We start from the raw sequence: 25021 nt of genomic DNA, 5'->3' as shown, positions 1-25021 counted from the left end.
ATGAAAACGTGGCCGGTGAAACCCTCGCCGACATCACAGGGCTCGAATCCGAAGGATGAACCGGACATGGGACTATTACGGCACCGGCCTGAAGAACCCGCAGGCGCGCGGTTTCAGATGCGCGAGAAACTGCTCTCGATCGGGGATGACTTCTGGATCGAGAACGACCAGGGCCAACGAGTCTTCAAGGTCAACGGCAAGGCGGTCCGAATCCGGGACACGTTCGTTTTGGAGGACACCTCCGGAAACGAACTGGCGAGCATTCAGGAGCGCAAGCTCTCGATCCGGGACAAGGTCGACGTCAAGCGCGGCGGCGACACCGCCGCGACGGTCCACAAGGCGCTGATCGGGATCCGGGATCGTTTCGCCATCGATGTGAAGGACGGCGAGGATCTGAAGGCGCACGGTAACATCGTCGACCACGAGTACCAGATCGAGCGCGACGGCCGCACCGTCGCCACGATCTCGAAGAAGTGGTTCCGCGTGCGTGAGTCCTACGGCGTCGAAATCTCGGCGGGCGAAGACGTCCCGCTCATCCTTGCCCTCACCGTCGCAATCGACTCGTTGACGTAGCCTGGCCAGAGAATGGCGCCCGGCCATGGACCGAACCTGATCTACGCTGGCCGCGATGCCGCCAGCGGGCGCCGGCCGGCAAGCGGTCCCCGGCTGACGCTTTGGACTTAGACGCCGTGGATTGCTTCTAGCCGGCCGGTCCGCACCGCGTCGGTGAAAGCCTGGTAGTCCTTCTCGTTCTGGTCCGCGTAACGCTCGGAGAAATCCGCGATGGAGACGTCGAATTTGGTGCTCTTGCCCAGATACGCGGCGATCGCGATCGGGTCACCTGATCGGGCGTGCGCACGGGCCAGGGTCCAGCCGCAGGCACTGGCATAGAAGGTCAAGCCGCGCGGCTTCATCACTTCCACCACGGCCGAGCCCTTCATATCCCGTAGCTGGCGCCAATACAGGAAACGGTTGTCCTGCACGCCCTTGGTCCAGCCCAGGAAAATGTCGCTCGCGGCCTGCATCATCCGCTGCCCCTGCACCACCCGCTCGCCGGGCTGCCGGAACTTGCTCTTCGGCAAGTGGTCCTCGAGCACCGACCGCGTGGCCTCCTTGACCTGGAGAAACAGCGGATCCTGTTGATCGCGCCCCTTGAGCAAGGCGATGTACGCGCGCGTACCGACGCTGCCAACGCCCACGACCTTGCGGGCGACGTCGATGACTTCGAATTGTTCAAGGAGGTAACGCCGGTCGTCCTGCAGTGTGGCCCGGTAGGACCGGAACTGTTCACGAATCAGGTGCGCAACTTCATCGCCGGACATGCCATACACATCCGCCAGCTCCCGGGCCGGAATGACGATGGGCGGCTGGCCGACAATCCGGTAGCTGCCGTCCACCCGCTCGGCGAGCTTGGAGAGTGCCTGCAGGTTGTCTCGGGCGTGGGCCTTTTCGAGGCCCTGCCGCGCCGTCTGTCCCATCCGCTTGGCTGCCTTCTTGAGGGCTTTGCCCTTCTGAGATGCCACGGCCAGGTCGATGGCTTCCACCAACTGCTCCTCGGACAGGCGGGCGTACCAGATGTCCAGCGTCCGCATCTGCGCGAACTGCGCCATCGCCTCACGGTAGGCGCGAACCGCGGTGAGCGTCACGTCCCGTGTTTCGTCCTTCGTAAACGCGTTGTTCCGGGCCGCGATGGTGAAGCTCGCGGACATGCGTTTGACGTCGTACTCGAACGGCCCTGGAAGCGTCTCGTCAAAGTCGTTCAAGTCGAACAGCAGGTTCCGCTCGGGCGAAGCAAACACACCGAAGTTGGACAGGTGGGCGTCCCCGCACAGCTGGGACGGGAGGCCGGCCCGCGGCGTGTCCTTCAGGTCGGCGGCCATGATCTTGGCCGCGCCGCGGTAGAACGCGAATGGTGAGACCAGCATCCGACCGTGCCGCACCGGCACCAGATCCTGTTCCCTGGTCTGGTTCTGTTTCTCGAGGAGTGCTATCGGGTCGGGCCGGTCGGAGGCAGGAATCCAGCCGGTGTGGCTGGAGACGGGCGTCTTCTGGCGGCTTTCCTTGCCGCGGGAGGCGCGCTCCTCGACGGTCGGGTGCTCGATTTTCTTCTCGGCCACGCTCAGCGACCTCCCCTGATGCTAGGAGCGAGCCACCATCCGACCAGCGCTGGCGGCCTCGAACGTTCGGGACCCGCCGGGCCAGGCAGCCCTTCACCTAGGCCCGCGGCATCTCGTCCGCGTTGACAATGCGATTGTGGCCCCGGCACAGCCAACCGTCAACGTACAAGGGGAGGTCGCGACTCAGCCCGGGAGGCCGCAGCTCAGCCCGTGAGCGTACGACCGCCGAGCGGCCCTGGGGCAACTCAGCCCTTGAGCGCGAGCGCGAAGGGCAGCACGGATTCCGCCCCGGCCAGCCGCAGTGCGCGGCCGGCCACGGTCAGCGTCCAGCGGCTGTCGGCGAGATCATCGACCAGCAGCACGGGGCCCCGGTTCTGCGCCAGCCATGCTTCCCCGCCATCGGGGACCTGGAACTGGTCCCAGACATCGGCCAGCCGGAAGGCGCTGTTGCCGCCGGGGCCGCTGCACGGGCCGCCGTGCGGGACAGCGAGTTCGCCGAGGTACGGCAACTGGCCAATGTCCGAGAGCCCCCGGGCGAGCGACTGCACTAGCAGCGGCCGGCTCCGCGACGGCACGTTCACGATGGCCACCGGCCGCTCTGCCCAACCCCATTGGGCCAGAACCTGCACGCAGGCTTTCAGCATGCCGGCAGGCACCTCACGGTCCGGAGCATCGGTGCCAAAGACCTCCCTCAGTTGCCCGCCCCAGCCCAGATCTGTCAGGCGTGCCAGCGCCCGCCCGCTGCCGTTGGCCTCGGCCGGCGGGATCTTGCCCTTGACCGGCACGCCCAGCTTGTCCATTCCGCTGGGCCACATGGCTCGGGGTTCCAGCTCGACACCGGCCCGCTGCAGGGCGGCGCCTGCGCTTTCAGTGGCTTCGGCCGCGATGCTGTCCGAGTACCAGGGTCCGGCACAGTTGTCGCAGCGACCGCACGGCGCGGCGGCCGGATCGTCCAACGCGCTGGCCAGGAACTCCATCCGGCAGCCGGACGTGTTCTCGTAGTCCAGCATGGCGTTCTGTTCCGCCACCCGGGCCTGCGCAATGCGCCCGTAGCGCTCCGCGTCATACACCCAGGGTTGGCCGGTTCCCTCCCAGCCGCCGCTGACCTTGCGCACCGCGCCGTCCACGGACAGGACCTTCAGCAGCAGCTCCAGCGGCGAGCGCTTCAGGTTGACCAGCGTCTCCAGCGCCGCCGTGGACAGCACCGTGCCGGGAGCGGCCAGTTCGCGGAGCACGGCGGTGGCGGTCCCCTCGTTGGGCATCGATGCGGTGGCGAAGTACTCCCAGATATCCCGGTCCTCGGTGCCCGGCAGCAGCAGTACGTCGGCGTTCGGGGTTCCGCGCCCGGCACGCCCCACCTGCTGGTAGTACGCCACCGGGGAGCTTGGCGCCCCCAGATGGACCACGAAGCCAAGGTCCGGCTTGTCGAACCCCATGCCGAGCGCGCTGGTGGCGACCAGCGCCTTGACCCGGTTCTCCTTCAGCGCCGCTTCCGCTTGTTCCCGCTCGGCAGGATCGGTGCGGCCGGTGTAAGCGGCCACCTCATGGCCGGCCTCACGCAGCAGCCGTGCCGTATCCTCTGCCGCGGAGACCGTGAGTGCGTAGATAATCCCGCTGCCGGGCAGGTCGTTCAGGTGGGTGAGCAGCCAGCCGAGCCGGGCACGCGGGCTGGCCAGCCGGAGCACCCCCAACCGCAGCGAGGCGCGGGCGAGCGGCCCCCGGATGGTGAGCACCCCGCCGTCGTGCTCCGCGGTGGCATGCAGGCCGAGCTGCTCTTCGATGTCATGGACCACGCGGGAGTTGGCGGTGGCTGTGGTGGCCAGCACCGGCACCCGGTCCGGGAGCTGCCCGATCAGGTCCCGGATCCGGCGGTAGTCGGGGCGGAAATCGTGGCCCCAGTCGGAGATGCAGTGGGCCTCGTCAATCACCAACAGTCCGGAGCTGCCCACCAGCTGCGGCAGCTGCTCGTCCCGGAAGCGCGGATTGTTCAGCCGCTCGGGCGATACCAGCAGCACATCCACCGTGTTGGCGGCCAGCTGCTCCTGGATCTGCCCCCATTCCAGCTGGTTGGCCGAGTTGATGGCGGCGGCGCGCACGCCGGCGCGTTCGGCAGCGGCCACCTGGTCGCGCATCAGCGCGAGCAGCGGCGAGACGATCAACGTGGGACCGGCGCCCCGGCGGCGCAGCAGCAGGCTCGCCACAAAGTAGACCGCCGACTTGCCCCAGCCGGTGCGTTGCACCACCAGTGCCCGGCGGCCGCCGGAGACCAGCGCCTCGACGGCCTCGAATTGGCCCTCGTGGAACTCCGCCGCGTCGTTGCCCACCAGGGCCCGCAGCAGCGCCGTGGCCTCTTGGCGCAGGGCGCCGCCGTCCTGCCCGGCCGCCGCCGTTTCCAGTGTGGCGATCTCCGCCGTCGCAGTGTCCATTGTCCCGTCGGTCCGCTCAGCCATGCTGCCCAGTATTCCAGCCGCAGCTGACAACCTGTCCCTTTTCCACAGGTGCCCCTTATAAGCTGGTGAGGTGAGCAGCATAGATCTTGGCCTGTCCTTCAAGGCCTACGACGTCCGCGGGATCGTGGGCGAGACCATTACCGCCGCTACTGTCGAAGCGACTGGAGCCGCCTTCGTGGACGTGCTGTCCCTGGCCGGGCAGACGGTGCTGGTGGGCGGGGACATGCGCCCGTCCTCGCCGGAGTTCACTGCCGCGTTCGCGCACGGCGCAGCCGGCCGGGGTGCCAACATCGTGATGCTGGGACTGATTTCCACCGACGAGCTCTACTATGCCTGCGGATCCCTCGACGCCGCCGGAGTGGTGTTCACCGCCAGCCACAACCCGGCCCAGTACAACGGCATGAAGATGGCGAAGCCCGGCGCCGTGCCGGTCTCTTCCGACACCGGAATGTTCGACATCCGCGACCGGGCGCAGAAATACCTCGAGACCGGCATCCCGGACGGCACCGGCACGGGAACCATCACCGAAACCAACGTGCTCTCCGGCTACGCCGGGTACCTGCGTTCGCTGGTGGACCTCACCGGCATCCGGCCGCTGAAAGTGGTGGTCGACGCCGGCAACGGCATGGCCGGAATGACCACTCCCGCGGTGCTCGGCGACAGCCTCCTACCGGCGCTGCCGCTGCAGATTGTGCCGCTGTACTTCGAACTGGACGGCACCTTCCCCAACCATCCGGCCAACCCGCTGGAACCGGATAACCTGGTGGACCTGCAGGCCGCCGTCCGGGAGCACGGGGCCGACATCGGCCTGGCCTTCGATGGCGACGCCGACCGCTGCTTTGTGATTGATAACACCGGGGCCGTGGTCTCCCCCTCGGCCATCACCGCGCTGGTCGCGCGCCGGGAAATCGCCCGCGCCAAGGCAGTCGGCGAAGAACAGCCGGCCGTGATCCACAACCTGATCACCTCGCGCGCCGTGCCCGAAGCCATTTCCGCCGCCGGCGGCCGGGCCGTGCGCACCCGGGTGGGCCACTCGTTCATCAAGGCGCACATGGCGGAAGAAAAGGCAGTGTTCGGCGGCGAACACTCCGCGCACTACTACTTCCGCGACTTCTACAACGCCGACACCGGCATGCTCGCCGCCATGCATGTCCTGGCCGCGCTCGGTGAACAGCCGACGCCGCTGTCCGAACTGGCCGCCGAATACGATCCCTACCACGCCACCGGTGAACTGAACTCGCAGGTCGAGGACAAGGACGCCGCCGTCGCCCGTGTGCTGGCCGACTTCGCGCCCGCTCTGGCCGGCGACCCGGCCGCCGCTGGGACCGCCGCCACCGCGGCCGACTGCCCCGCCGCCTACGCGGGAACCGGCGTGAGCGTGGACCGTCTGGACGGCACCACCGTCATTGCCGACGACGGATCCTGGTGGTTCAACCTGCGGCCCTCCAACACGGAACCGTTCCTGCGCCTGAACGCCGAAGCCACCAGCCCGGCACTGCTCACCACGCTCCGTGAACATGTCCTGGCCCGGGTCCGGGAAGCAGCATGAGTGCGTCCTGGCGCGACGGCCTGCCCGCCGAGGTACTGGCCGACATCGACACGCTGTTCGGCACCGGACTGGGTGTAGCGCAGGAGCAGTTGGCCGACCACGGGGCGTTCCTGCCGGCGGCGCTGGTCACCACGCACGACGGCGGACTGCGCCTGGTGGTGGTCTCTCCGGATGATCTTGATGCGGAGGCGGCCGAGGTCAACGTGGACGGCATGATCGAGGATCTGTATGCCACGCTGCGGCAGGAACGCGGAGACTTCCGCGCCGTCGCCGTGATCAGCGACATCTTCCTGCCCGAAGAGGACGCCGACGCGATCCAGATTGCCGTGGAGCACTCCACCGGCGTCGCCGTCTCCGCCATTCAGCCCTATCATCACGACGACGATGGCAAGTGGAGCTATCCCGACCCCTTCGTGGACCCGCAGGAACGCCTCGTCTGGCCCGATGCCGTGGAAGAAGCCGGCCCGGCGGAGGGCTGAGCAGGGCCGCCGTGCCCCGTCGTCGGGATGGGCCCGAGGACCCGGGGCTGCGCCGCACCGGGTGATTGAAGGCACAGCCGCAGCTTTTGTCAAGAGCGGGCGGCTAATATGGCAAGCATGCGTATCAATGCGTTCTCCGATGTGTGCCTCCGGGCGCTGATGCTGCTCTCGGCAGCCCCGGACGGAGAACTGATGACCACCCAGGCCATTGCCGACGGGGTGGGGACGCCGTACAACCATGTCAGCAAGGCGGTGCTGAAGTTGCGCGGGCTCGGACTCATCGAAGCGGTGCGCGGCCGGTCCGGCGGCGTGCGGATCAGCCCTGCCGGCCGGGCAGTCACGGTGGGCAGCGTGCTGCGCACCCTGGATGCCCGCGAAGACCTGGTGGATTGCGAGTCGCCCAACGGCGATTGCCCGATGAACAACAACTGCGGACTGCGCGGGGCACTGCGCCGTGCACGCGAGGCTTTTTACCTCGAACTGGACTCCGTGGTGGTCTCCTCGCTGCCGCACCAGTCACAAATGGAGCCGGTGTTTGTGACGTTGCTCACCCGCCGTCCGGCCTGATCCGCACCATTCCGCTGAACTTTTTCTACAACACGTAGAAACATGGATTTAAACTAGCATTTGCGGTGCTACTTTGATCTCGTAACGTTCACTTCCAGCAAGGAGTAGCAGTGCTCTCGGAAAAATCCCGCCCCATCATCGAAGCCACCCTGCCCCTCGTCGGCGAGCGGCTCGGGAGCATCACCCCGAACTTCTACTCGCGGATGTTTGCCGCCCATCCGGAACTGTTGGACGGGTTGTTCAGCCGCGCGAACCAGCGCAACGGCGAGCAGCAGAAGGCCCTGGCGGGCTCGATTGCCGCCTTCGCCTCCGCACTGGTCGCCAACCCGGACCTGGTGCCGGAGCAGATGCTCAGCCGCATTGCCAACAAGCACACCTCGTTGGGCATCACCGAGGACCAGTACCAGATCGTTTATAAGTACCTCTTCGAGGCGATTGCCGAAGAGTTGGCCGACGTGATCACGGCGGAAATCGCCGAAGCGTGGACCGAGGTCTACTGGCTGATGGCCGATGCCCTGATCAAGCTGGAGAAGGGCCTCTACGCACAGCAGGCCAATGACAAGATGTGGACCCCGTGGAAGGTGGTGGAGAAGACCCCGGCAGGCATCGGCTGCATGACCTTTGTGCTGGAACCGGCCGACGACACCCCGGCCACCGTTGCCGTCCCGGGCCAGTTCGTCTCGGTCAAGGTCACGTTGGCGGACGGGCTGCGCCAGGTCAGGCAGTACTCGCTTAGCTCCGACGTCGAGTCCACCACCCGCCGCGTCTTCACCACCAAGCGCGACGACGGCGGCGAGGTTTCCCCGGTCCTGCACTCCGAGGTGCAGGTGGGCGACGTGCTGGAGCTGTCCAACCCCTACGGAGACGTCACCTTGGACGACGGAGATGGGCCGCTGGTCTTCGCTACCGCGGGCATCGGCTGCACGCCGTCCGCCTCCGCGCTGCGGCTCTTGGCCAGCCAGGGATCGGACCGCGAAGTGATCGTGCTGCACGCAGAGAAGAGCCTGGAAGCCTGGGCCCTGCGCGAGCAGATGACCGAGGACGTCGAGAAGCTGGACGGCGCCAACCTCCAGCTCTGGCTGGAAGAGCCGACCGAAGGCTTCAACACCGGCTTCATGACCCTGCAGGATGTGGAACTGCCGGCGGACGCGTCGGTCTACGTCTGCGGCCCGCTGCCGTTCATGAAGTCGATCCGCAGCCAGGCGATCGACGCCGGCATTCCGGCCACGAAGGTCCATTACGAGGTCTTCGGTCCGGACCTCTGGCTGGCCTCGGCTAACTAAACCCGCCGCCCGCGGAGTCGCCGGTCTAGACCAGCGGCTCCACGGGCTCGGCACTGCGGCTGGCGATCCGGGCAAGGCCCAGGACAGCAAAACGGGTGAGACCCGGCGCAACAGCGCCGGGTCTCACCCGTTTTTGGGCCATCAAGGCGGCCCGGACTTTTCCGATCAGGCGAAGCGGGCCTGCAGCTGCTTCAGTTCGGCAGCCAGCTCGTCGGGCAGTGCCTCGCCGAAGCGGGCGTACCACTCCTCGATGCCCTTGAGCTCTTCCTTCCACTCCTGGGGATCCACCTTGACGGCTTCTTCCACCTGCCCTGGAGTCATGTCAAGGCCGGTCAGGTCGATCGACTCTCCGGTCGGGATGTACCCAATCGGAGTCTCCCTGGCGTCCGCGGTGCCCTCGATGCGCTCGATAGCCCACTTCAGCACGCGGGAGTTCTCGCCGAAGCCCGGCCAGGCGAAGCCGCCGTCGGCCGTGCGGCGGAACCAGTTGACCAGGAAGACCTTGGGCAGGCGCTCCGGGTTGGCCTTGCCCTCGATGGTTCCCCAGTGCTTGAGGTAGTCGCCGGCGTTGTAGCCGATGAAAGGAAGCATCGCCATCGGGTCGCGGCGGACCACTCCGACGGCACCAGCCGCAGCAGCGGTGGTTTCCGAAGACAGCGTGGACCCCATGAAGATGCCGTTGGTCCAGGAGCGGGCCTGGGTGACCAGCGGGATGGTGGTCTTGCGGCGGCCGCCGAAGAGGATGGCGTGGATCTCCACACCGTCCGGGCTGTAGTACTCCTGGGCCAGCATGTCGATCTGCGAGATCGGGGTGCAGAAGCGCGAGTTCGGATGGGCGGCGGGACGGCCGGAGTCCGGCGTCCAGTCATTGCCCTCCCAGTCGGTCAGGTGAGCAGGCACTTCCTCGGTCATGCCCTCCCACCAGACACCGCCGTCGTCGGTCAATGCGACGTTGGTGAAGATGGAGTTGCCCTTGGCGATGGCGCGCATGGCGTTGGGGTTGGTGCCCCAGCCGGTTCCCGGCGCGACGCCGAACAGCCCGTACTCCGGGTTCACGCCGCGCAGCTCGCCCTCCTTGCCGATGCGCATCCAGTTGATGTCATCACCCAGGGTCTCGGCCTTCCAGCCTTCGATGGTGGGATCCAGCAGCGCCAGGTTGGTCTTGCCGCAAGCAGAGGGGAAGGCTGCCGCAACGTTGTAGGCCTTGCCTTCCGGACTGGTGAGCTTGAGGATGAGCATGTGCTCGGCCAGCCAGCCTTCGTCCCGGGCGATCACCGAGGCGATACGCAGGGCGTAGCACTTCTTGCCCAGCAGCGCGTTTCCGCCGTAGCCGGAGCCGTAGGACCAGATGGAGCGCTCTTCCGGGAAGTGCACGATCCACTTCTCTTCGTTGCACGGCCACACGACGTCGGCCTCGCCGGGCTCCAGCGGGGCGCCGACGGAATGCAGCGCGGGGACGAAGAACGCATCCTCGGCTTCCATCTTGCGCAGCACGTCGGTGCCGATCCGGGCCATGATGCGCATCGAAGCGACCACGTAGGCGGAGTCAGTGATTTCGACGCCGTACTGCGGCTGCTCGGCATCCAGGGGACCCATGACGAACGGGATCACGTACATGGTGCGCCCGCGCATGCTGCCGGCGAAGCGTTCCCGCAGGATCGCCTTCATCTCGGCGGGGTCCATCCAGTTGTTGGTAAACCCGGCATCCGCCTCCTTCTCGGAGCAGATGAAGGTCCGCTCTTCAACGCGGGCCACGTCCTTCGGGTCGGACGAACCGACGAACGAGTTCGGGAACAGCTCAGGGTTCAGCCGCTGCAGCGTTCCGGCCTCGACCAACTGGTCGGTCAGGCGTGCGTATTCCGCTTCGGAGCCGTCCACCCAATACACAGAGTCGGGCTGCGTCAGCTCGGAAACTTCGGCCACCCAGGCCAGAAGCTGTGCATGTGTAGTTGGGGCGTCCCCAAGTGTTTCCTCAAGAACCGGCTGACGCGTTGTATCGCCCATGACTCATCCCTTTCTTGGGCCAGTGGTGTGTACTGATGCTATGGGCCACCGGCTAGACCAGTCGGGGGCCCACCAACCAGCCTCGGCGGGGACGAAGAGGATGAGCCCCGCGATTCCGGGGTTTTTGGTTGTGACCGCGATCAAATATGTGATTAAGGTCATATAGACCGGTCTAGTTCACATGGCGCCGTAGTGGACCTGAACAACCCAAGGGGCCGAGAACGCCCGGAATTCCGGGGCTCAGCGGGGCATGGACCCCTCGATTTGGCGACCGCCCGATAAACACGCTACAGTTGTATCCGGCCGCGAGGCCAAGCGCCCATAGCTCAGCTGGATAGAGCGTCTGTCTACGGAACAGAAGGCCGGGGGTTCGAATCCCTCTGGGCGCACCAACAGATGCGGCCCGGTCACCGACCGGGCCGCATTTTTTATGCTCACTTACTCCGATGTCACACTCCGCCACCTCTGCGGTGTCTCCCTGACAACCCCACTTCCGGGGCAGAGTCAAGGAGGACCACATGGCACGCATCCCGCTAGATCACGAGCCCAGCCTGTTCCTGCGGATCATGACCGGTTACAGCAAGCGCAAGTACGGCAAAGTGCTGGATCCCGGCCTCGCCATGATGCACAACCGCAGGGTGCTGTTCGCCTGGCTGCGGCACGAAACCGCCGTGGGCAAGTTCCGGTCCGTCCCGCCCACGCTGAGTGCGCTGGCGGTGATGGGCGCCTCCGCCACCATCGGGTGCAGCTGGTGCATGGATTTTGGCTACTGGGAGTACCACCATCAAGGCGTTGATCCGGCCAAACTTCGGGCCGTCCCCCAGTGGCGCACCGCCACCGTCTACAGCGAAGCGGAACGTGATGTCCTTGAATTTGCCGAAGCCATGACGGCCACGCCGCCGGCCGTTACCGATGAACTTGTGGATAGGCTGAGGCAAAACCTGAGTCCGGCACAACTGGCCGAACTGACCTACCTGATTGGCGTGGAGAACCAGCGTTCAAGGGTGAATGCCGCCATGGGGCTGACCAGCCAGGGATTCAAGGAGACGTGCAGCATTGGAGGCTGAAGTGACGACGACGGAGTCGAACCTTGACGTGTTCCAGCAGTACCGGGGGCTGCTTTTTGGCGCGGCCTACCGGTTGCTGGGGAGCGCGGCGGACGCCGAGGACGTGGTCCAGGAGGCCTGGCTGCGCTTTGCCGAGGTGCCCCTCGAGGAGGTCCGGGAGCCGCGTGCCTACCTGCTGCGGACGGTGACCAACCTGGCGCTGAACCGGCTCCGCACGCAACAGCGGCGCCGGGAGGAGTACGTGGGCCCGTGGCTGCCCGAGCCAGTCAGCAGCCTGCCGGGCGCGGCGGCAGCCCCTGCACCCGACGAAGCCGCCGTGCTGGCCGATGATGTTTCGCTGGCCATGCTGGTGGTCCTTGAACAACTGTCCCCGCTGGAGCGCGCTGCCTACATCCTGAGCGAAGTCTTCGGGTATCCGGCACCGGAAATCGCCCGCACACTGGACCGCTCCCCGGCCGCGGTGCGGCAGCTGATCTCCCGCGCCCGTGCCCATGTGGCCAGCCGGCAGGCCAGGAACCAAGTGGATCCGGCCCTGCACAAGCGGATTACCGAGCAGTTCCTGCAGGCAGCCACCACCGGGGTGGTCGAGCCGCTGCTGGGCCTGCTGGCTCCCGACGTCATTCTCACCAGCGACGGCGGCGGACAGAAGTCGGCGGCGCTGCGGCCCATCCTGGGTGTGGAGAAGGTGCTGCGCTTCCTGCTCGGCGTCACCAGCAAGCCCGACACCCCGTTCCAGCTGCACGTGGCCGAAGTCAATGGGCTGCCGGCCCTCGTCGCCGTCGACCCCGACGGCGCGGTGGATACCGTGGCAAGCTTCAGGATCGACGGCGGCCTGGTCCGGGAGATTTTCCTGGTCCGGAACCCGGACAAGCTGCACCGCATCCACGTCTAGCTGACGCTGAACGCCCCCGTCCCCTGGCGATCGGACGCCCGGATCACACTCGTTCCAGTCGAGCCGCCCCGACAGTCAAGCACCCTTTACGTCAAGTGCGCTTTACTGTAAAGTTTCCTTGACCTAGGAGGTGCTCACTGGAGAAGCGCTTCCCACTACAGAAGGGAAGCGGGACTTGGGCGACAAGGTCATTGCGCGGAGTCGCTGGGGGCAGGCACGCTTTGGCGGCGGCACCGCAGCATTGTTGAGTACATCGCTGGCGATCGGCGTACTGATCTCCGCGGGTCTAGGCGGGCTCTTCGTGCTGCTGACCGATGTAGAGCGTCCGCTGCTTGCGTTCGCCGTCGTCGTAGTCTGCACCCTGCCGGTCGCAGCAGCACTCGGATGGGCAGTCCTCGTGGAGCGCTCAACTCTCACTGGAGCGATTGACAAGCCGGAGGATTCCATTGAATCGGCGTGGTATCAGAAAGCTACGAGCGGGGCGTTCGGAGATATTCTCCTGGCCGGCGGGCTGGGCGCTGCCGTGTTCTCCTTCACGGGACTGGAAGCACCCATCGGCTGGATCCTCGCCGCAGTGCTGCTGTTTGCCATGCTCGACTTCGCAGCACGCTACCTGTGGCTGAAGAAATCCGCTGCCTGATGGAAAACATGCTTCCGCAGCATCGCCAAGAGTTAGGTTGGTCGCAGCAGCGGTTGGCCGATGAGCTCGGAGTATCGCGTCAGACCATCATTTCCATTGAGAAGGGCCGGTACGACCCATCGTTGCCAGTCGCGTTCCGGCTCGCGGCTGTCTTCCAATGCAGTATTGAGGACCTGTTCACACCGCAGTGACTGCGGCCGCCCGCCATCCAGGCGACGCAGAGGCACGCGGCATTCTGAGCAGTCGATCGGGCGGAAGCTGGGTCAGCGCAGCACCACGAAGTTGGTGACCGCGGCGTCGCGTCCGTCCAGTTCGGCCCAGCTCTTGGCGTGCTGGAGCACGGTCAGGCCGGACGTCGGGTAGTGGGTGGCCATCTCCATCACGGCCTCTTCGTCCGAGTCCACCGAGGCCAGCCGCATAGCGAGATCCTGCACCGCCGGCATGTGCGCCACCACCAGCAGCGAGGTGATGGTGTCCGGCAGTTGGTTGATCTCGGACAGCACCCGCACCCCTGGTGAGTCGTACAGTTCGTCGGAGAGCATCGGCGTCGGCGCCTTCTCCCCCAGTTCGTTGCACACCCAGGTGCAGGTCTGCCGGGTGCGCAGTGCCGAGGAGCACAGAATGAAATCGGGGATCGAGTCGTGTTCCACCATCCAACGTCCGATCAGCGGCGCCTCGTCGTGCCCGCGCTTGGCCAGCGGCCGTTCATGGTCCTCCACCCCCAACGGCCACGCAGCCTTGGCGTGGCGCATGATCATGAGCTTCTTCAGGTGGTGGTCGTTCACACCACGAGTGTAGTAGCCCCCTTGCCACGGCCACGCAGCGGTGCAAGGCTCGGCACATGCCTGAGCAAACACTCGAAGCGGACGTTGTGGTGATTGGTGCCGGCGCGGTCGGCGAGAACGCGGCGGAGCGCACCGCCAACGGAGGGCTCAAGACCATTCTGGTGGAAGCGGAACTGGTGGGCGGCGAATGCTCCTACTGGGCCTGCATGCCATCCAAGGCGCTGCTGCGTCCCGGGACGGTGCTGCAGGCCGCGCGGAGCGTCCAGGGCGCTGCGCAGGCCGTGACCGGCAGCCTGGATGCGGACGCGGTGCTGGCCCGCCGGGACTCGTTCACCTCCCATTGGGACGACTCGTCGCAGGTGAAGTGGGTGGACGGGGCCGGCATCGAACTGCTGCGTGGCACCGCCGAGATCAGCAGTCCGCGCGAGGTGACGGTCACGGACGACGACGGAACGCAGACACGCATCGCGGCGCGCCACGCCGTCGTGCTGGCCACAGGGTCCGCGCCGACGGTGCCGCGGGTCGATGGCCTGGACAAGATCGAGTTCTGGGGAACCCGCGAGGCCACTTCCGCCCGCGAGGTTCCGGAGAGCCTGCTGGTGCTGGGCGGCGGCGTCTCCGGCTGCGAGTTGGCCCAGGCCTACGCCCGGCTGGGCACCGACGTCACGCTGGTGGCTCGCGGGGATTTGTTGGCGAAGTTTCCTGAACCGGCCCGGCGGCTGGTGGAAGCCGGTCTGCGCCGCGACGGAGTGCGGATCCGCTTGCACACCGCCACCTCCCGTGCGGATGCGCACGACGGCGGCGTCACCCTCACGCTGACCGCGGCGGGTTCGGACGGGGAGACAGGGGCGGCAGACACCGTCACGGGAGCCAAACTTCTGGTTTCCAGCGGACGGCACCCGGCCCTGTCCGGGCTCGGCCTGGAAGGAATCGGGCTGGACCCGAAGCATCTCGACGTGGACGCCAGCGGGTGCGTTGCCGGAGTGGACGGCGGCTGGCTGTACGCGGTGGGCGATGCGGCGGGCAAGGCGCAGCTGACCCACCAGGGCAAATACCAGGCCCGCGCCACCGGAGAGGCGATCGCCGCCCGGGCAGCCGGAGAGCTGGACGGTGAACCGAAACCGTGGAGCCGCTATGCCAGCACGGCCGACGACGCGGCGGTGCCCTCGGTGGTTTTCACCGATCCGGAGCTCGCCTTCGTCGGCCTGACCGAAGACCAGGCCCGGGAGCGCGGCCTAAGTGTCTCGGCCACCGAACTGCCGATCGCCGTCGCCGGATCCTCGCTCTACGCCGATGGCTACCAAGGCTGGGCGCAGATGGTGGTGGACGAGGAGCGCAAGGTGATCGTGGGCATGACCTTCGCCGGCCCCGGCGTCGGCGAACTGCTGCACGCGGCCACCACCGCCATCGTCGGTCAAGTCCCGCTGGACCGCCTCTGGCACGCCGTCCCCTCCTACCCCACCATCAGCGAAGTCTGGCTCCGCCTCCTAGAAAAATACGGCCTGTAACCCTGCTGGAGCGGCGTAGAGGTGCAGAATCAACAAAGCACCCCGGCCCCCGAGGAATTCGGGGGCCGGGGTGCGAAAGGCGAGTAAAGCGCTAGATCGAGTACTCCGGCGCAGCCCAGACAACTACTTCCGGGTGCTCGTAAAACCGGTACCCCTGGCCCCGTACGGTGCGCACGGTATTGGCCAAACGGCCCAGCTTCGACCGAAGCCGGCGGATGTGTACGTCGATGGTGCGCTCGTTCGGAACTTCCTCGGCGTTCTTCCACAGTCCGGAGAGCAGCTCTTCGCGGCCCACCGTGCGGGTGGCGTTTTCCACCAAGTAGTTGAGAAGCTCGAATTCCTTGAACGTCAGGTTCAGCGTCTCGCCGTCCAGATGCACTTCACGGCGGGACAGATCGATCAGCACGCCGCTCGGACGGCTGGCGTGCGAAGCCTGCTGAGGCTGGCGCTGGATCTCCACCGCCGGCGTGCGCGGACGGCGGCTGACGGTGGGGTCGCCGAGGGCCTGGCGGACCACATCAATGTTCTCGCCTGGCGCGTCGGCCGGGGCAAGGGCCACGGCCCCGTGGGTCTGGGCGTCAGCGGCCAGCGACTGCACGTAGGCACGGACCTGGGCCGCCAACTTGCTCAGCGAGGTCCCCTGGGCGGCGGCGGCTTCCTCGTCGAGGCCTACGTAGAGAACAAAACCGCGGGCAACGGTGTCATTGGAGACTGCCTGCGGCCCGGGAATTCCATTCGGGGTGACCACAGGGGTCGGTGCCGTGGTCGGGTTGGCCGCACCGGCGTCGTACTGGCCCGGAACCGCACGCAGCACGCGGTAGGGCTGCTCCCCTTGGTGGTTCGGTTGCCCGGCGAACTGCTGGTGCGCTCCGGCGGCCTGACGCTGGGCGGCGGCCGCCCGGTTCTGTGCGTTGCGGACGGAGATGTGGACGTATCCGGATGAAACTGACATTGAGAACCTCATGTGTGAATGGCCGTCATCACGGCGCGAATGCATGGCATGCCCGCACGGAATGTGTTTCTGGCGCCCGCCATTGGACAGTTGGATTGCCTGGATAACTCGAGGGGTGGGGAGTTAGGCCTGCATTCGGCAACAGTCCGTCAGTGATCCGGGAGACCCTCCGAAACTGATGGCTGCGGCTGCAGATGCTGTTGCGTTGTTGTTCACAAGCATGAGTTTCCTCGTAACAAAGCTTACGTGCAAGTAATATAAGCCTGCTTATCTCAAATAATGAGACGATTCCATGTTTTTGTGCGAGGGATCACAATAATCACGGTGAATAAATATAAATGCAAAGCGATCGCTTCAGGCTTTGACCGCATAAATATTCACCCATGGGGCGTTAAGGCCCCCCTCAGGCAGCGGCTAACCCGATACCGCGGGATATTGCAAGGCGTCCAAAATGTGGACACACCTCTCGTTCCGGCCAGGCGCGGCGGGTCTTGAAGCCGCAGCCCTCCGTTGGGCGCCTGTCGGCTGGGTCAGCCGGCCACTCCGTAGAGCCGGTCGCCAGCGTCGCCGAGCCCCGGCACGATGTACGCCTTCTCGTTCAGCCGCTCGTCAATGGAGGCCACGACGATCGAGACATTGGTGTCCTCAAGTTCATCTCGCAGCGCCTGCAGCCCTTCGGGCGCGGCGAGCAGGCAGATGCAGGTTACGTCCGCGGCGCCCCGCGCGAAGAGGAACTTGATGGCTTCGCGCAACGTGCCGCCGGTGGCCAGCATGGGATCCAGCACGAACACCTGGCGTCCGGTGAGGTCGGCCGGCAGCCGCTCGGCGTAGGTGATCACATCGAGGGTTTCCTCGTTGCGGGCCATGCCAAGGAACCCGACCTCGGCGGTCGGCACCAGCTTGGTCATACCCTCGAGCATGCCGAGACCGGCGCGCAGGATCGGCACCACCAGCGGGGTGGGCTTGGTGAAGGCAGTGCCGATGGTCAGGGTTACCGGAGTCTCGATCTCCACCGGCTCGGTGCGGACATCGCGGGTGGCCTCATAAGCGAGCAGGGTCACCAGTTCTTCGGTGAGCTGGCGAAAGACGGGCGACGGAGTGGTCTTGTCGCGGAGAACGGTGAGTTTGTGGGCAACAAGAGGATGGTCCACTTCGAGTACGCGCATTACACAAAACTACCGGCAGCCGGTTGGCAGGGACAAACATCGGGCCTGCCAGAATGGTGCCATGGGCCCGATTGATCCGCAGCACCACCGATGGATGGGCCTTGCCCTGGACCAGGCGCGCCTGGCGCTGGACACACTCGATGTACCGATCGGTGCCGTAGTGATCGGGCCCGACGGCGAGGTGCTGGGTTCCGGACGCAACGAACGGGAGGCGCTCCACGACCCCACCGGCCACGCCGAGATGGTGGCCATCAGGGAGGCAGCTCGAAAGCTTGGAACGTGGCGGCTGGACCACTGCACCTTGGTGGTAACGCTGGAGCCATGCGCCATGTGCGCCGGCGCCATTGTGCTGGCCCGGATCCCGCAGGTGGTCTTCGGAGCCTGGGATGAAAAAGCCGGGGCAGCCGGCAGCGTCTTCGACATCCTGCGGGAACGGCGGTTGAACCACTGGGTTGAGGTCTACCCCGAGGTCCGGGCCGACGAGTCGGCCGCCATGCTCCGCGGCTTCTTTGCGGGCCACCGCGGCGACTCCGCGCTCTGACACGGGCCTCTCATCGGGCCGTTTTGGGGCTCAGGGCCAACAACGGGTAAAGTTGACGCGTTGGTGACGTGTCCGAGCGGCCGAAGGTGCAACACTCGAAATGTTGTTTGGTGTAACAGCCAACGTGGGTTCAAATCCCACCGTCACCGCCACAGAAAACCCCCGGAAATCCGGGGGTTTTCTTCATTTCGGGGAGTGGCGTGGTGCATTTATGGTGCAGACTCCGGTGGCGGCCGGTCAAATCCCGCATCAGGTCCCGCACTCGTTTCGCTCGAAGACAGGGCTGCGTCGGTGCGCCGGGACAGTCCCGGATAAGATCACGGGGAGGTATTGCGCGCTCCTGCGCTGCCGACGAGGAGTATGAACGCTTGCGATCCGAGGTCGTCTGCCGACGGCATGCCAGCCGGCCTCGGATGCAAGGGTTTAAACACCGAGGGCCAGGCCCTCGGTGGGATCACATTCGCGGAGGAAAATCGTCGATGGTGAAGCTGAACTTAAAATCTGTCGAGGAACGCGTTGCCCCACTCGGCGGCCGTGAATCCTACGATCGCGAGTTCATTTTCAGCCTGTTACTGGCGTATGGAAAGCCTCAGGGCAATGTGACCCGACTGCGCAATGGCTCGCTCAACGTTGCCAAAGATCCATGCACTGAAGTGGCGCAGAAAAACGTCGTCTACTTCAAGGAGACAACCGATGATCCGCTCGCGGTCATCGACGAGCTGAAGACTTCCCCGCTGGTCGTGCGGTACAACACGCGCTTCGTGATCGTCACCGACTACATGGAACTGCTGGCCATCGACACGAAGACCGGCGAGAACCTGATGATCCCGATCCGGGACATCAACCAACACTTCACGTTCTTCCTGCCCTGGGCCGGAATGGAGAAAGCACAATACGTCGCCGAGGCGCACGCGGACGTCAAGGCAGCTGAACGGATGGGCAAACTGTTCGACGAGCTGCTGGCGGCGAACCCCGGCATGTTCGACATGGCACACGGGCGTCATGCCCTGAATGTGTTCTTCACCCGGCTCCTGTTCTGCTTCTTTGCCGAAGACACAGGCATCTTCGATGAGGGTGTCTTCACCAACGCCGTCGGCTCGCATACCCAGCCCGACGGTTCAGACGTCGCTGAGTTCCTCACGGCAGTCTTCATGGCGCTCGATACTGAAGACGCCGCAAAGAAGCCCAAACACCTGGCACGGTTCCCGTACGTCAACGGCCGGTTGTTCACCATGGCACCAGAGCATGTGGTGCCGCAGTTCACGAGAAATGCCCGCGACCTGCTACTTGAGTCGGGCACGCTGATCTGGCGCGACATCAACCCGGACATTTTCGGATCTATGTTCCAAGCGATTGTCACCCCGGGCAAGCGCAGCGATCTGGGCCAGCATTACACGTCGGTGCCGAACATCCTCAAGACCATCGAGCCGCTGTTCCTGGATGATTTGAAGGAACAGCTCGATACCGGATTCGACTCCGTCAAGAAGCTTGAAGCACTGCTCGAACGCATAAGCGCGATCAAGGTTTTCGACCCCGCCTGTGGGTCCGGCAACTTCCTCGTCATTGCCTACAAGGAACTGCGCCGTCTGGAGCACGCAATCTTGGAGCGACTGTTTGAGATCGATCCGAAGCATCAGGTGCTGTACGCCGAGTCGAAGATTAACATTGAGAACTTCTACGGCATCGAGCTCGACGACTTTGCGGTCGAGGTCGCAATTCTCTCCCTCTGGATCGCCAAGCACCAGATGAACAGCGAGTTTAAGGAAAAGTTCAAGCTCTCCATCCCGCTGATCCCGCTGAAGGAGACAGGTCAGGTTCAGGCGGGCAATGCCGCTCGTGTCGACTGGAATCATATTTGCCCCAACAACGGGACCGATGAGATCTACCTCATCGGAAACCCGCCGTACTACGGGTCGACAAGGCAGTCGACTGCCCAAAAAGCAGACTTCGGCTTTGTGTTCGGCACACGTCCATACTCGAAGAGCCTTAACTACATCGCCCTCTGGTTTATCAAAGGCGCTGAGTACATCGCGCGTAGCCGAGCTGAGCTCGCATTCGTAACGACAAAGACTGTGTCACAAGGCGAACACGTTGCGCTCATGTTTCCCATGATCTTCTCCATGGATCTGGAGATCGGTTTCGCTCACACCGGGTTCCAATGGGACAACAATGCTAAGGGAAACGCCGACGTCACAGTCGCCGTTATCGGCTTGCGAAGAGTGGGACAGCGTCCAAAGTATCTCTTCACGGATGACCTACAGATCGCTGCGTCAAATATCAATGGTTATCTCGCAGACGGCAAGAACATCTACGTTCATTCACGCTCCAAACCGCTTTCGGCACTGCCGCCCATGGAAAAGGGCTCGCAACCAACCGACGGTGGCAACTTGGTCCTTGAACCTCACGACCGGAATGCCCTCATAGATGAAGCTCCTCAAGCCGCACACTTCCTCAAGACCTTCCTTGGCTCGCTGGAATTCATCAACGGACTAGACCGATACTGCGTGTGGGTGAACCCAGGCGAGGAAGAGTCAGCACTAAGTATCGCGCCTCTGCAACGTCGTTTCGTGAAAACGTCCGAGATGCGTAGGGCAAGCCCGAAGGCCGCCACTCAGAAGATCTCGTCCATGCCGTTCCGCTTTGGTGAGGTCCGCTACAAGCCGACGGAGTCGATTATTGTCCCTGCTGCGTCTTCGGGGCTTCGCGACTACATTCCCGTCGGGTATCTGGGGCCCGACACTGTGATTTCTAATGCCGCATTCGCCGCGTACGATGCTGAGCCCTGGGTATTCGCGATTATCACCTCGAAAGCACACATGACATGGGTGCGAGCCGTCGCAGGAAGAATGCGAATCAATTATCGCTACTCCAACACAATCGTGTACAACAACTTTCCGGTGCCGCAACTTTCCGATGACTTGAAGGAAAGGCTCACGGTTGCAGCCCTTCGTGTGTTGGATGTCCGCGAGTACCACTGCGAACTCACCTTGGCAGAACTCTACGATCCGAAGTACATGCCCGCCGACCTCCGCGCCGCTCATGCCGAGATTGATACTCTCGTGGATTCGATCTACTCAAAACATGCCTACGAGACTGATGAACAAAGGTTGTCGGACCTCTTTGCTATGTATGAGGCGATGACAGAAGCAGAGTCTGCAAAGGGGAACCAGAAGAAGTGAACAAGCCGATGAACATCGTCGACGTGACGTATGCCCGCACTAAGGCATCGGTCAACACCGACGCCTTAGGTATGCGCGAGATGCAGCAGCGCGTCTTCGCAAAGCGAGATGCCCAGCACCTCCTGGTCAAGGCTCCGCCGGCCTCAGGCAAATCGCGTGCTTTGATGTTTGTTGCGCTCGATAAGCTCTACAACCAAGGCCGGAAAAAGGTCATCGTTGCCGTCCCCGAGCGTTCCATCGGGGCGTCCTTCTCCTCGACGAAGCTCACCTTGCAGGGGTTCTTCGCAGACTGGGAAATCAAAGACGAGCACAACCTCTGCGACGCCGGTTCCTCGCAAGGCAAGGTTGGCGCGTTCATCGACTTTCTCGAAGGCCCCGACGCCACTCTGGTGTGCACGCACGCAACTCTGCGGTTCGCCTTCGAAAAGCTCGCACCGGATGCGTTCAACGGTACCGTGCTGGCGATCGATGAATTCCATCATGTCTCAGCGAACACGGAGGCTAACCGGTTGGGTGCGCTCCTGCGTGAAGTCATGAACGGCTCGGACGTGCACATCGTTGCTATGACCGGTTCGTATTTCCGCGGCGATTCAGTCCCTGTGCTGTCTGCTGAGGATGAGGCACGGTTCACGCCGGTCACTTTCAACTACTACGACCAGCTCAACGGTTATGAGTACTTGCACTCGCTTGGCATCGGGCATCACTTCTACCAGGGCCGCTATACCGATGCGATCGGTGAGGTCCTGCTTCTGGACAAGAAGACAATCGTGCACATTCCGAACGTCAACTCAGGTGAGTCCACCAAGGACAAGATCGAAGAAGTCGGGTTCATTATCGACGCCATCGGCCATGTCGAAGCTACCGACCCGGAGACCGGGATCATCAGCATTCGCCGCAAAGACACCGGTGAGATTCTTCGGGTCGCTGATCTCGTGGATGACACGGACCAGAAGAAGCGCGCTGACACGCTCCACTATCTTGCTCATGTAGCTTCCAAAGAGCGCGATGGTGTGGACATCATTATCGCCCTGGGCATGGCAAAGGAAGGTTTCGACTGGCCTTTTGCCGAGCACGCCCTGACCGTCGGGTACCGTGCCTCGCTCACCGAGGTCATACAGATCATTGGTCGCGTCACCCGCGACAGCCCCGGCAAGGAGCATGCCCAGTTCACGAACCTGATCGCTGAGCCTGACGCCACTCAGAGTGAGGTGAAGGTCTCGGTGAACAACATGCTGAAGGCCATTACGGCGTCGTTGCTGATGGAGCAAGTGCTCGCACAGAACTTCACCTTCAAGACCAAGCGCACTGACGACGATGACGTGACTCCGCCGGGAATCATCAAGATCAAGGGATTCAAGGAGCCCTCGTCCGAACGCGTCAAACAGATCGTCGAGACGGATTTGAATGATCTGAAGGCAACGATTCTGCAGGATGATACCTTCGCCAAGGCGGCCGCCGGCTCGGTCGATCCCGAAACGACGAATAAGGTTCTGATCCCGAAAATCATCCGCGAGCGGTACCCCGACCTGGACGAGACTCAAGTTGAAGAGCTTCGTCAGCAGGTCATCGTGGATTCCGTCATTAAGAACGGCGAGGTCCGCGAGGTCGGCGATAAGCGGTTCATCAAGATGGCTGAGAAGTTCGTTAATATCGATGACATCAATATCAATCTCATCGACTCGGTCAACCCGTTCCAGCGGGCCTTCGAGGTCATCTCCAAGTCCGTGACCCCATCCGTACTGCGCATCATCCAGGACACCATCACCGCCACACGTGTGGAGGTCACCGAAGAGGAAGCCCTGGCACTTTTCCCGAAGATCCAAAACTGGGTCAAGGTTGCAGGACGCAGGCCGAACGTGCGCTCTGAAGAGCCGACCGAGAAGCGGTATGCCGAGGTGCTGCTGTTCCTGCAGCGCAAGAAGCAGGAGCATCAGGCCGCGCAACGGGCAATGGAAATGGCAGAGGAAGCATGAGCGAAGCGGAAACGGTCGGTCCAGTAGATTTTGCATACCCGGGGAATTTCCAAGAGCTGTTCGACGCGGATGTTGACGGACTACTGGACGCACCGGAAAAGCCTAAGAAGGTCACCTCAGCCGATCGCTTGGAGCGCGCATTCCTGGAGATCGTGGAGTTTCGCCGTGCCCATGGCCGGATCCCGAGCTCGACGACGCGGGAGATCGCCGAACGAAAGCTCGGAGCCCGGCTCGATGGCATCCTCGCCAACGAGGAGAAAATCGCAGCACTGAAGCATCTCGACGAGTTTGGTCTGTTAGAGGTTCCTGAGGCCCCTACGTCGCTTGATGACCTGCTCGAAAATGATGATCTGAATCTGCTGGGCGATGAATCCGGACTGCTCGATGTCTCGGAATTACCGGTGCGAAAGGCACCAAATTCGCCTGACTCCGTGGCGAAGCGGAAGAAGAGCCTTGAGTTTGACCAGTTCGAACACCTCTTCAAGGCCAAGCACGCCGAGCTTGCCGAAAGCACTGTGACGTTGGCTCCCTTCAAGGGGCTGCCCACAGTGCAGGAGGGGCGGTTCTTCGTCCTGAACGGCATCATGCTGTTCGTCGCCGAGGTTGGTGAAACCATGACGATGGTCGTCGGCGGCAAACCTGAACCGAAGCAGCGGCTGCGGGTGATCTTCGAGAACGGCACCGAGTCCTCGATGTACAGGCAATCCCTTTCCATCCGGCTCCACGAGCAGGAAGGCCAGGCGATCGTCCGCACCGGCGTCGAAGCCGAGGATGTCTTTGACGCTGACAAGGAGAGCGGCCACATCTACGTGCTCCAGTCCTTGAGTGATGATCCGCAGATCGCCGGGATCACGGACCTTCACAAGATCGGGTTCTCGACCACGAGCGTGGAACAGCGTCTGAAGGGAGCGGAGAAGTCGCCGACGTACCTGATGGCTCCGGTGAAGATCGTTGAGAAATACCGCACCTACAATCTTAAGCCGTCCGCGCTGGAGCACCTCCTGCACCGGGTATTCGCCGAGGTGCGGCTCGATCTCACCCAGATCGATCGAAAAGGCCGCAACTACGACCCCTCGGAGTGGTTTGTCGCGCCCCGGAACGTAATTAACCAAGCCGTCAACATGATCATGTCCGGCGAGATCGTCGGCTATGTTTACGACGCTGAGCTCAAGAGACTTGTCGAATGCAAATGAGTTGCATCTGAACGCAGCGTTGGCGTACTGCCGAACGGGTCAGATTTTGCGGTGCTCGCGCTTCTCCAAACGCTCCTCACACAAGGTTCCGGACCTCGCCTGCGCCCTAGCGGCTGTGCCTAGTCACGGTTCCGCGCTATAGGTCTTGAGGATTTCGATCACTGCTCACTAGCCAGCAGAAGCGCGAGCTGACCGTTGACACTATGGCCAGCTGGGCGCTGGAGGGCATGAAGCCTGACCGCGAGACCGTAGAGGACATCAACTCATACCTCGAAGGCGGCATAACGCTCCAAGCGTTTATCGAGAAGTCGAAGACGCTCTGGTGCTGACGGTTGGGCGCTGATAAAAGTTATCAACGGCTACCGGCCGCTACGCCTGATGGATCGGCGCAACAACCCGAACAGCTCCTGCGCGCAGCCTCACAGGGTCGGCCGTTGTATACCAGGAGGCACCGTGGCCCCTCACCTCATTTGACATCGACCGAGACAAACTCAAGCAGGCCAAACAGCTAACGGGCGCCACCTCGAACCGTAAGACTGTCGATCTGGCTCTACGGACGCTGATCGCGGTGCGCCGGCAACCGGCCGCTGTTGAGCGCATCATCTCCGGCCGTTTCGAGCCGAGCCAGATCGACGCTGCAACTGTTACTCCGCCTGCTGTCGCTCTGCCCTCGGCG

20 protein-coding genes and 2 tRNA genes are annotated in these 25021 nt (G+C 63.8%); 16 read left to right on the top strand and 6 right to left on the bottom strand.

Annotated elements, in window-relative coordinates:
- Nucleotides 1-117: 117 nt before the first annotated feature.
- Nucleotides 118-573: an LURP-one-related family protein gene (locus E4J89_RS16020; RefSeq protein ID WP_240691933.1), complete on the top strand. Its 456-nt coding sequence runs from the start codon at nucleotides 118-120 to the stop codon at nucleotides 571-573.
- 107 nt (nucleotides 574-680) lie between these two features.
- On the opposite strand, the gene E4J89_RS16015 is transcribed toward E4J89_RS16020, so the two are convergent.
- The gene (locus E4J89_RS16015; RefSeq protein WP_136787210.1) at nucleotides 681-2117 is read right to left on the bottom strand and encodes a DUF2252 domain-containing protein; all 1437 of its coding nucleotides are present in this window, start codon (nucleotides 2115-2117) and stop codon (nucleotides 681-683) included.
- Nucleotides 2118-2362: 245 nt separating this feature from the next.
- Nucleotides 2363-4567 (bottom strand): DEAD/DEAH box helicase, encoded by a 2205-nt coding sequence (locus E4J89_RS16010; RefSeq protein ID WP_240691932.1) that lies wholly within the window; start codon nucleotides 4565-4567, stop codon nucleotides 2363-2365.
- A 70-nt stretch (nucleotides 4568-4637) separates the two neighbouring features.
- Between E4J89_RS16010 and manB the strand changes: the two genes are divergently transcribed.
- From manB to E4J89_RS15990, 4 genes are all read left to right on the top strand, one after another.
- Complete coding sequence (gene manB, locus E4J89_RS16005) at nucleotides 4638-6116, top strand: phosphomannomutase/phosphoglucomutase (RefSeq protein WP_136787208.1); 1479 nt, start codon at nucleotides 4638-4640, stop codon at nucleotides 6114-6116.
- Nucleotides 6113-6595, top strand: a complete 483-nt coding sequence (locus E4J89_RS16000; protein WP_136787206.1) for a hypothetical protein — start codon at nucleotides 6113-6115, stop codon at nucleotides 6593-6595. The genes manB and E4J89_RS16000 overlap by 4 nt, the downstream gene beginning before the upstream one ends.
- A gap of 117 nt (nucleotides 6596-6712) precedes the next feature.
- A complete protein-coding gene (locus E4J89_RS15995) occupies nucleotides 6713-7162 on the top strand; it encodes an Rrf2 family transcriptional regulator (RefSeq protein WP_136787204.1) in 450 nt (149 codons plus the stop codon).
- A gap of 110 nt (nucleotides 7163-7272) precedes the next feature.
- Nucleotides 7273-8445 (top strand): globin domain-containing protein, encoded by a 1173-nt coding sequence (locus E4J89_RS15990; protein ID WP_136787202.1) that lies wholly within the window; start codon nucleotides 7273-7275, stop codon nucleotides 8443-8445.
- Between the two features lie 165 nt (nucleotides 8446-8610).
- On the opposite strand, the gene E4J89_RS15985 is transcribed toward E4J89_RS15990, so the two are convergent.
- Nucleotides 8611-10449 (bottom strand): phosphoenolpyruvate carboxykinase (GTP), encoded by a 1839-nt coding sequence (locus E4J89_RS15985; protein ID WP_136787200.1) that lies wholly within the window; start codon nucleotides 10447-10449, stop codon nucleotides 8611-8613.
- Between the two features lie 315 nt (nucleotides 10450-10764).
- Here E4J89_RS15985 and E4J89_RS15980 point away from each other — a divergent pair.
- The 5 genes from E4J89_RS15980 (at nucleotide 10765) to E4J89_RS15960 (ending at nucleotide 13239) form a co-directional block, all read left to right on the top strand.
- Nucleotides 10765-10841, top strand: a tRNA-Arg gene (locus tag E4J89_RS15980).
- 126 nt (nucleotides 10842-10967) lie between these two features.
- On the top strand, nucleotides 10968-11516 hold the full coding sequence (locus tag E4J89_RS15975; protein WP_136787199.1) for a carboxymuconolactone decarboxylase family protein: 549 nt from the start codon (nucleotides 10968-10970) through the stop codon (nucleotides 11514-11516).
- The gene (locus tag E4J89_RS15970; RefSeq protein ID WP_240691931.1) at nucleotides 11506-12408 is read left to right on the top strand and encodes an RNA polymerase sigma-70 factor; all 903 of its coding nucleotides are present in this window, start codon (nucleotides 11506-11508) and stop codon (nucleotides 12406-12408) included. The genes E4J89_RS15975 and E4J89_RS15970 overlap by 11 nt, the downstream gene beginning before the upstream one ends.
- 175 nt (nucleotides 12409-12583) lie before the next feature.
- Entirely contained in the window at nucleotides 12584-13048 is a 465-nt protein-coding gene (locus E4J89_RS15965; protein WP_136787197.1) for a hypothetical protein, read from the top strand.
- Nucleotides 13048-13239, top strand: a complete 192-nt coding sequence (locus E4J89_RS15960) for a helix-turn-helix transcriptional regulator (protein WP_136787254.1) — start codon at nucleotides 13048-13050, stop codon at nucleotides 13237-13239. The genes E4J89_RS15965 and E4J89_RS15960 overlap by 1 nt, the downstream gene beginning before the upstream one ends.
- 72 nt (nucleotides 13240-13311) lie before the next feature.
- Here E4J89_RS15960 and E4J89_RS15955 read toward each other — a convergent pair whose 3' ends face one another.
- Nucleotides 13312-13833: a histidine phosphatase family protein gene (locus E4J89_RS15955; protein ID WP_136787195.1), complete on the bottom strand. Its 522-nt coding sequence runs from the start codon at nucleotides 13831-13833 to the stop codon at nucleotides 13312-13314.
- A 56-nt stretch (nucleotides 13834-13889) separates the two neighbouring features.
- Between E4J89_RS15955 and E4J89_RS15950 the strand changes: the two genes are divergently transcribed.
- On the top strand, nucleotides 13890-15341 hold the full coding sequence (locus E4J89_RS15950) for an NAD(P)/FAD-dependent oxidoreductase (RefSeq protein WP_136787193.1): 1452 nt from the start codon (nucleotides 13890-13892) through the stop codon (nucleotides 15339-15341).
- Between the two features lie 91 nt (nucleotides 15342-15432).
- On the opposite strand, the gene E4J89_RS15945 is transcribed toward E4J89_RS15950, so the two are convergent.
- Together E4J89_RS15945 and upp are read right to left on the bottom strand one after the other, a co-directional pair.
- Nucleotides 15433-16293: a winged helix-turn-helix domain-containing protein gene (locus tag E4J89_RS15945; RefSeq protein WP_136787191.1), complete on the bottom strand. Its 861-nt coding sequence runs from the start codon at nucleotides 16291-16293 to the stop codon at nucleotides 15433-15435.
- Nucleotides 16294-16823: 530 nt separating this feature from the next.
- The gene (gene upp / locus E4J89_RS15940; protein ID WP_136787189.1) at nucleotides 16824-17459 is read right to left on the bottom strand and encodes a uracil phosphoribosyltransferase; all 636 of its coding nucleotides are present in this window, start codon (nucleotides 17457-17459) and stop codon (nucleotides 16824-16826) included.
- A 61-nt stretch (nucleotides 17460-17520) separates the two neighbouring features.
- Between upp and E4J89_RS15935 the strand changes: the two genes are divergently transcribed.
- From E4J89_RS15935 to E4J89_RS15915, 5 genes are all read left to right on the top strand, one after another.
- A complete protein-coding gene (locus tag E4J89_RS15935; RefSeq protein WP_136787187.1) occupies nucleotides 17521-18000 on the top strand; it encodes a nucleoside deaminase in 480 nt (159 codons plus the stop codon).
- Between the two features lie 62 nt (nucleotides 18001-18062).
- Nucleotides 18063-18152 (top strand) — tRNA-Ser (locus E4J89_RS15930).
- Nucleotides 18153-18479: 327 nt separating this feature from the next.
- Complete coding sequence (locus E4J89_RS15925) at nucleotides 18480-21179, top strand: DNA methyltransferase (protein ID WP_205754516.1); 2700 nt, start codon at nucleotides 18480-18482, stop codon at nucleotides 21177-21179.
- 8 nt (nucleotides 21180-21187) lie between these two features.
- The gene (locus E4J89_RS15920; RefSeq protein WP_136787185.1) at nucleotides 21188-23152 is read left to right on the top strand and encodes a DEAD/DEAH box helicase; all 1965 of its coding nucleotides are present in this window, start codon (nucleotides 21188-21190) and stop codon (nucleotides 23150-23152) included.
- A complete protein-coding gene (locus tag E4J89_RS15915) occupies nucleotides 23149-24345 on the top strand; it encodes a GIY-YIG nuclease family protein (RefSeq protein WP_136787183.1) in 1197 nt (398 codons plus the stop codon). The genes E4J89_RS15920 and E4J89_RS15915 overlap by 4 nt, the downstream gene beginning before the upstream one ends.
- Nucleotides 24346-25021: the final 676 nt, after the last annotated feature.

It is taken from the genome of Arthrobacter sp. CAU 1506 (assembly GCF_005047635.1).
GTDB lineage: Bacteria > Actinomycetota > Actinomycetes > Actinomycetales > Micrococcaceae > Crystallibacter.
Note: the sequence above shows the minus strand (reverse complement) of the source record. Positions and strands in the feature narration are given on the sequence as shown.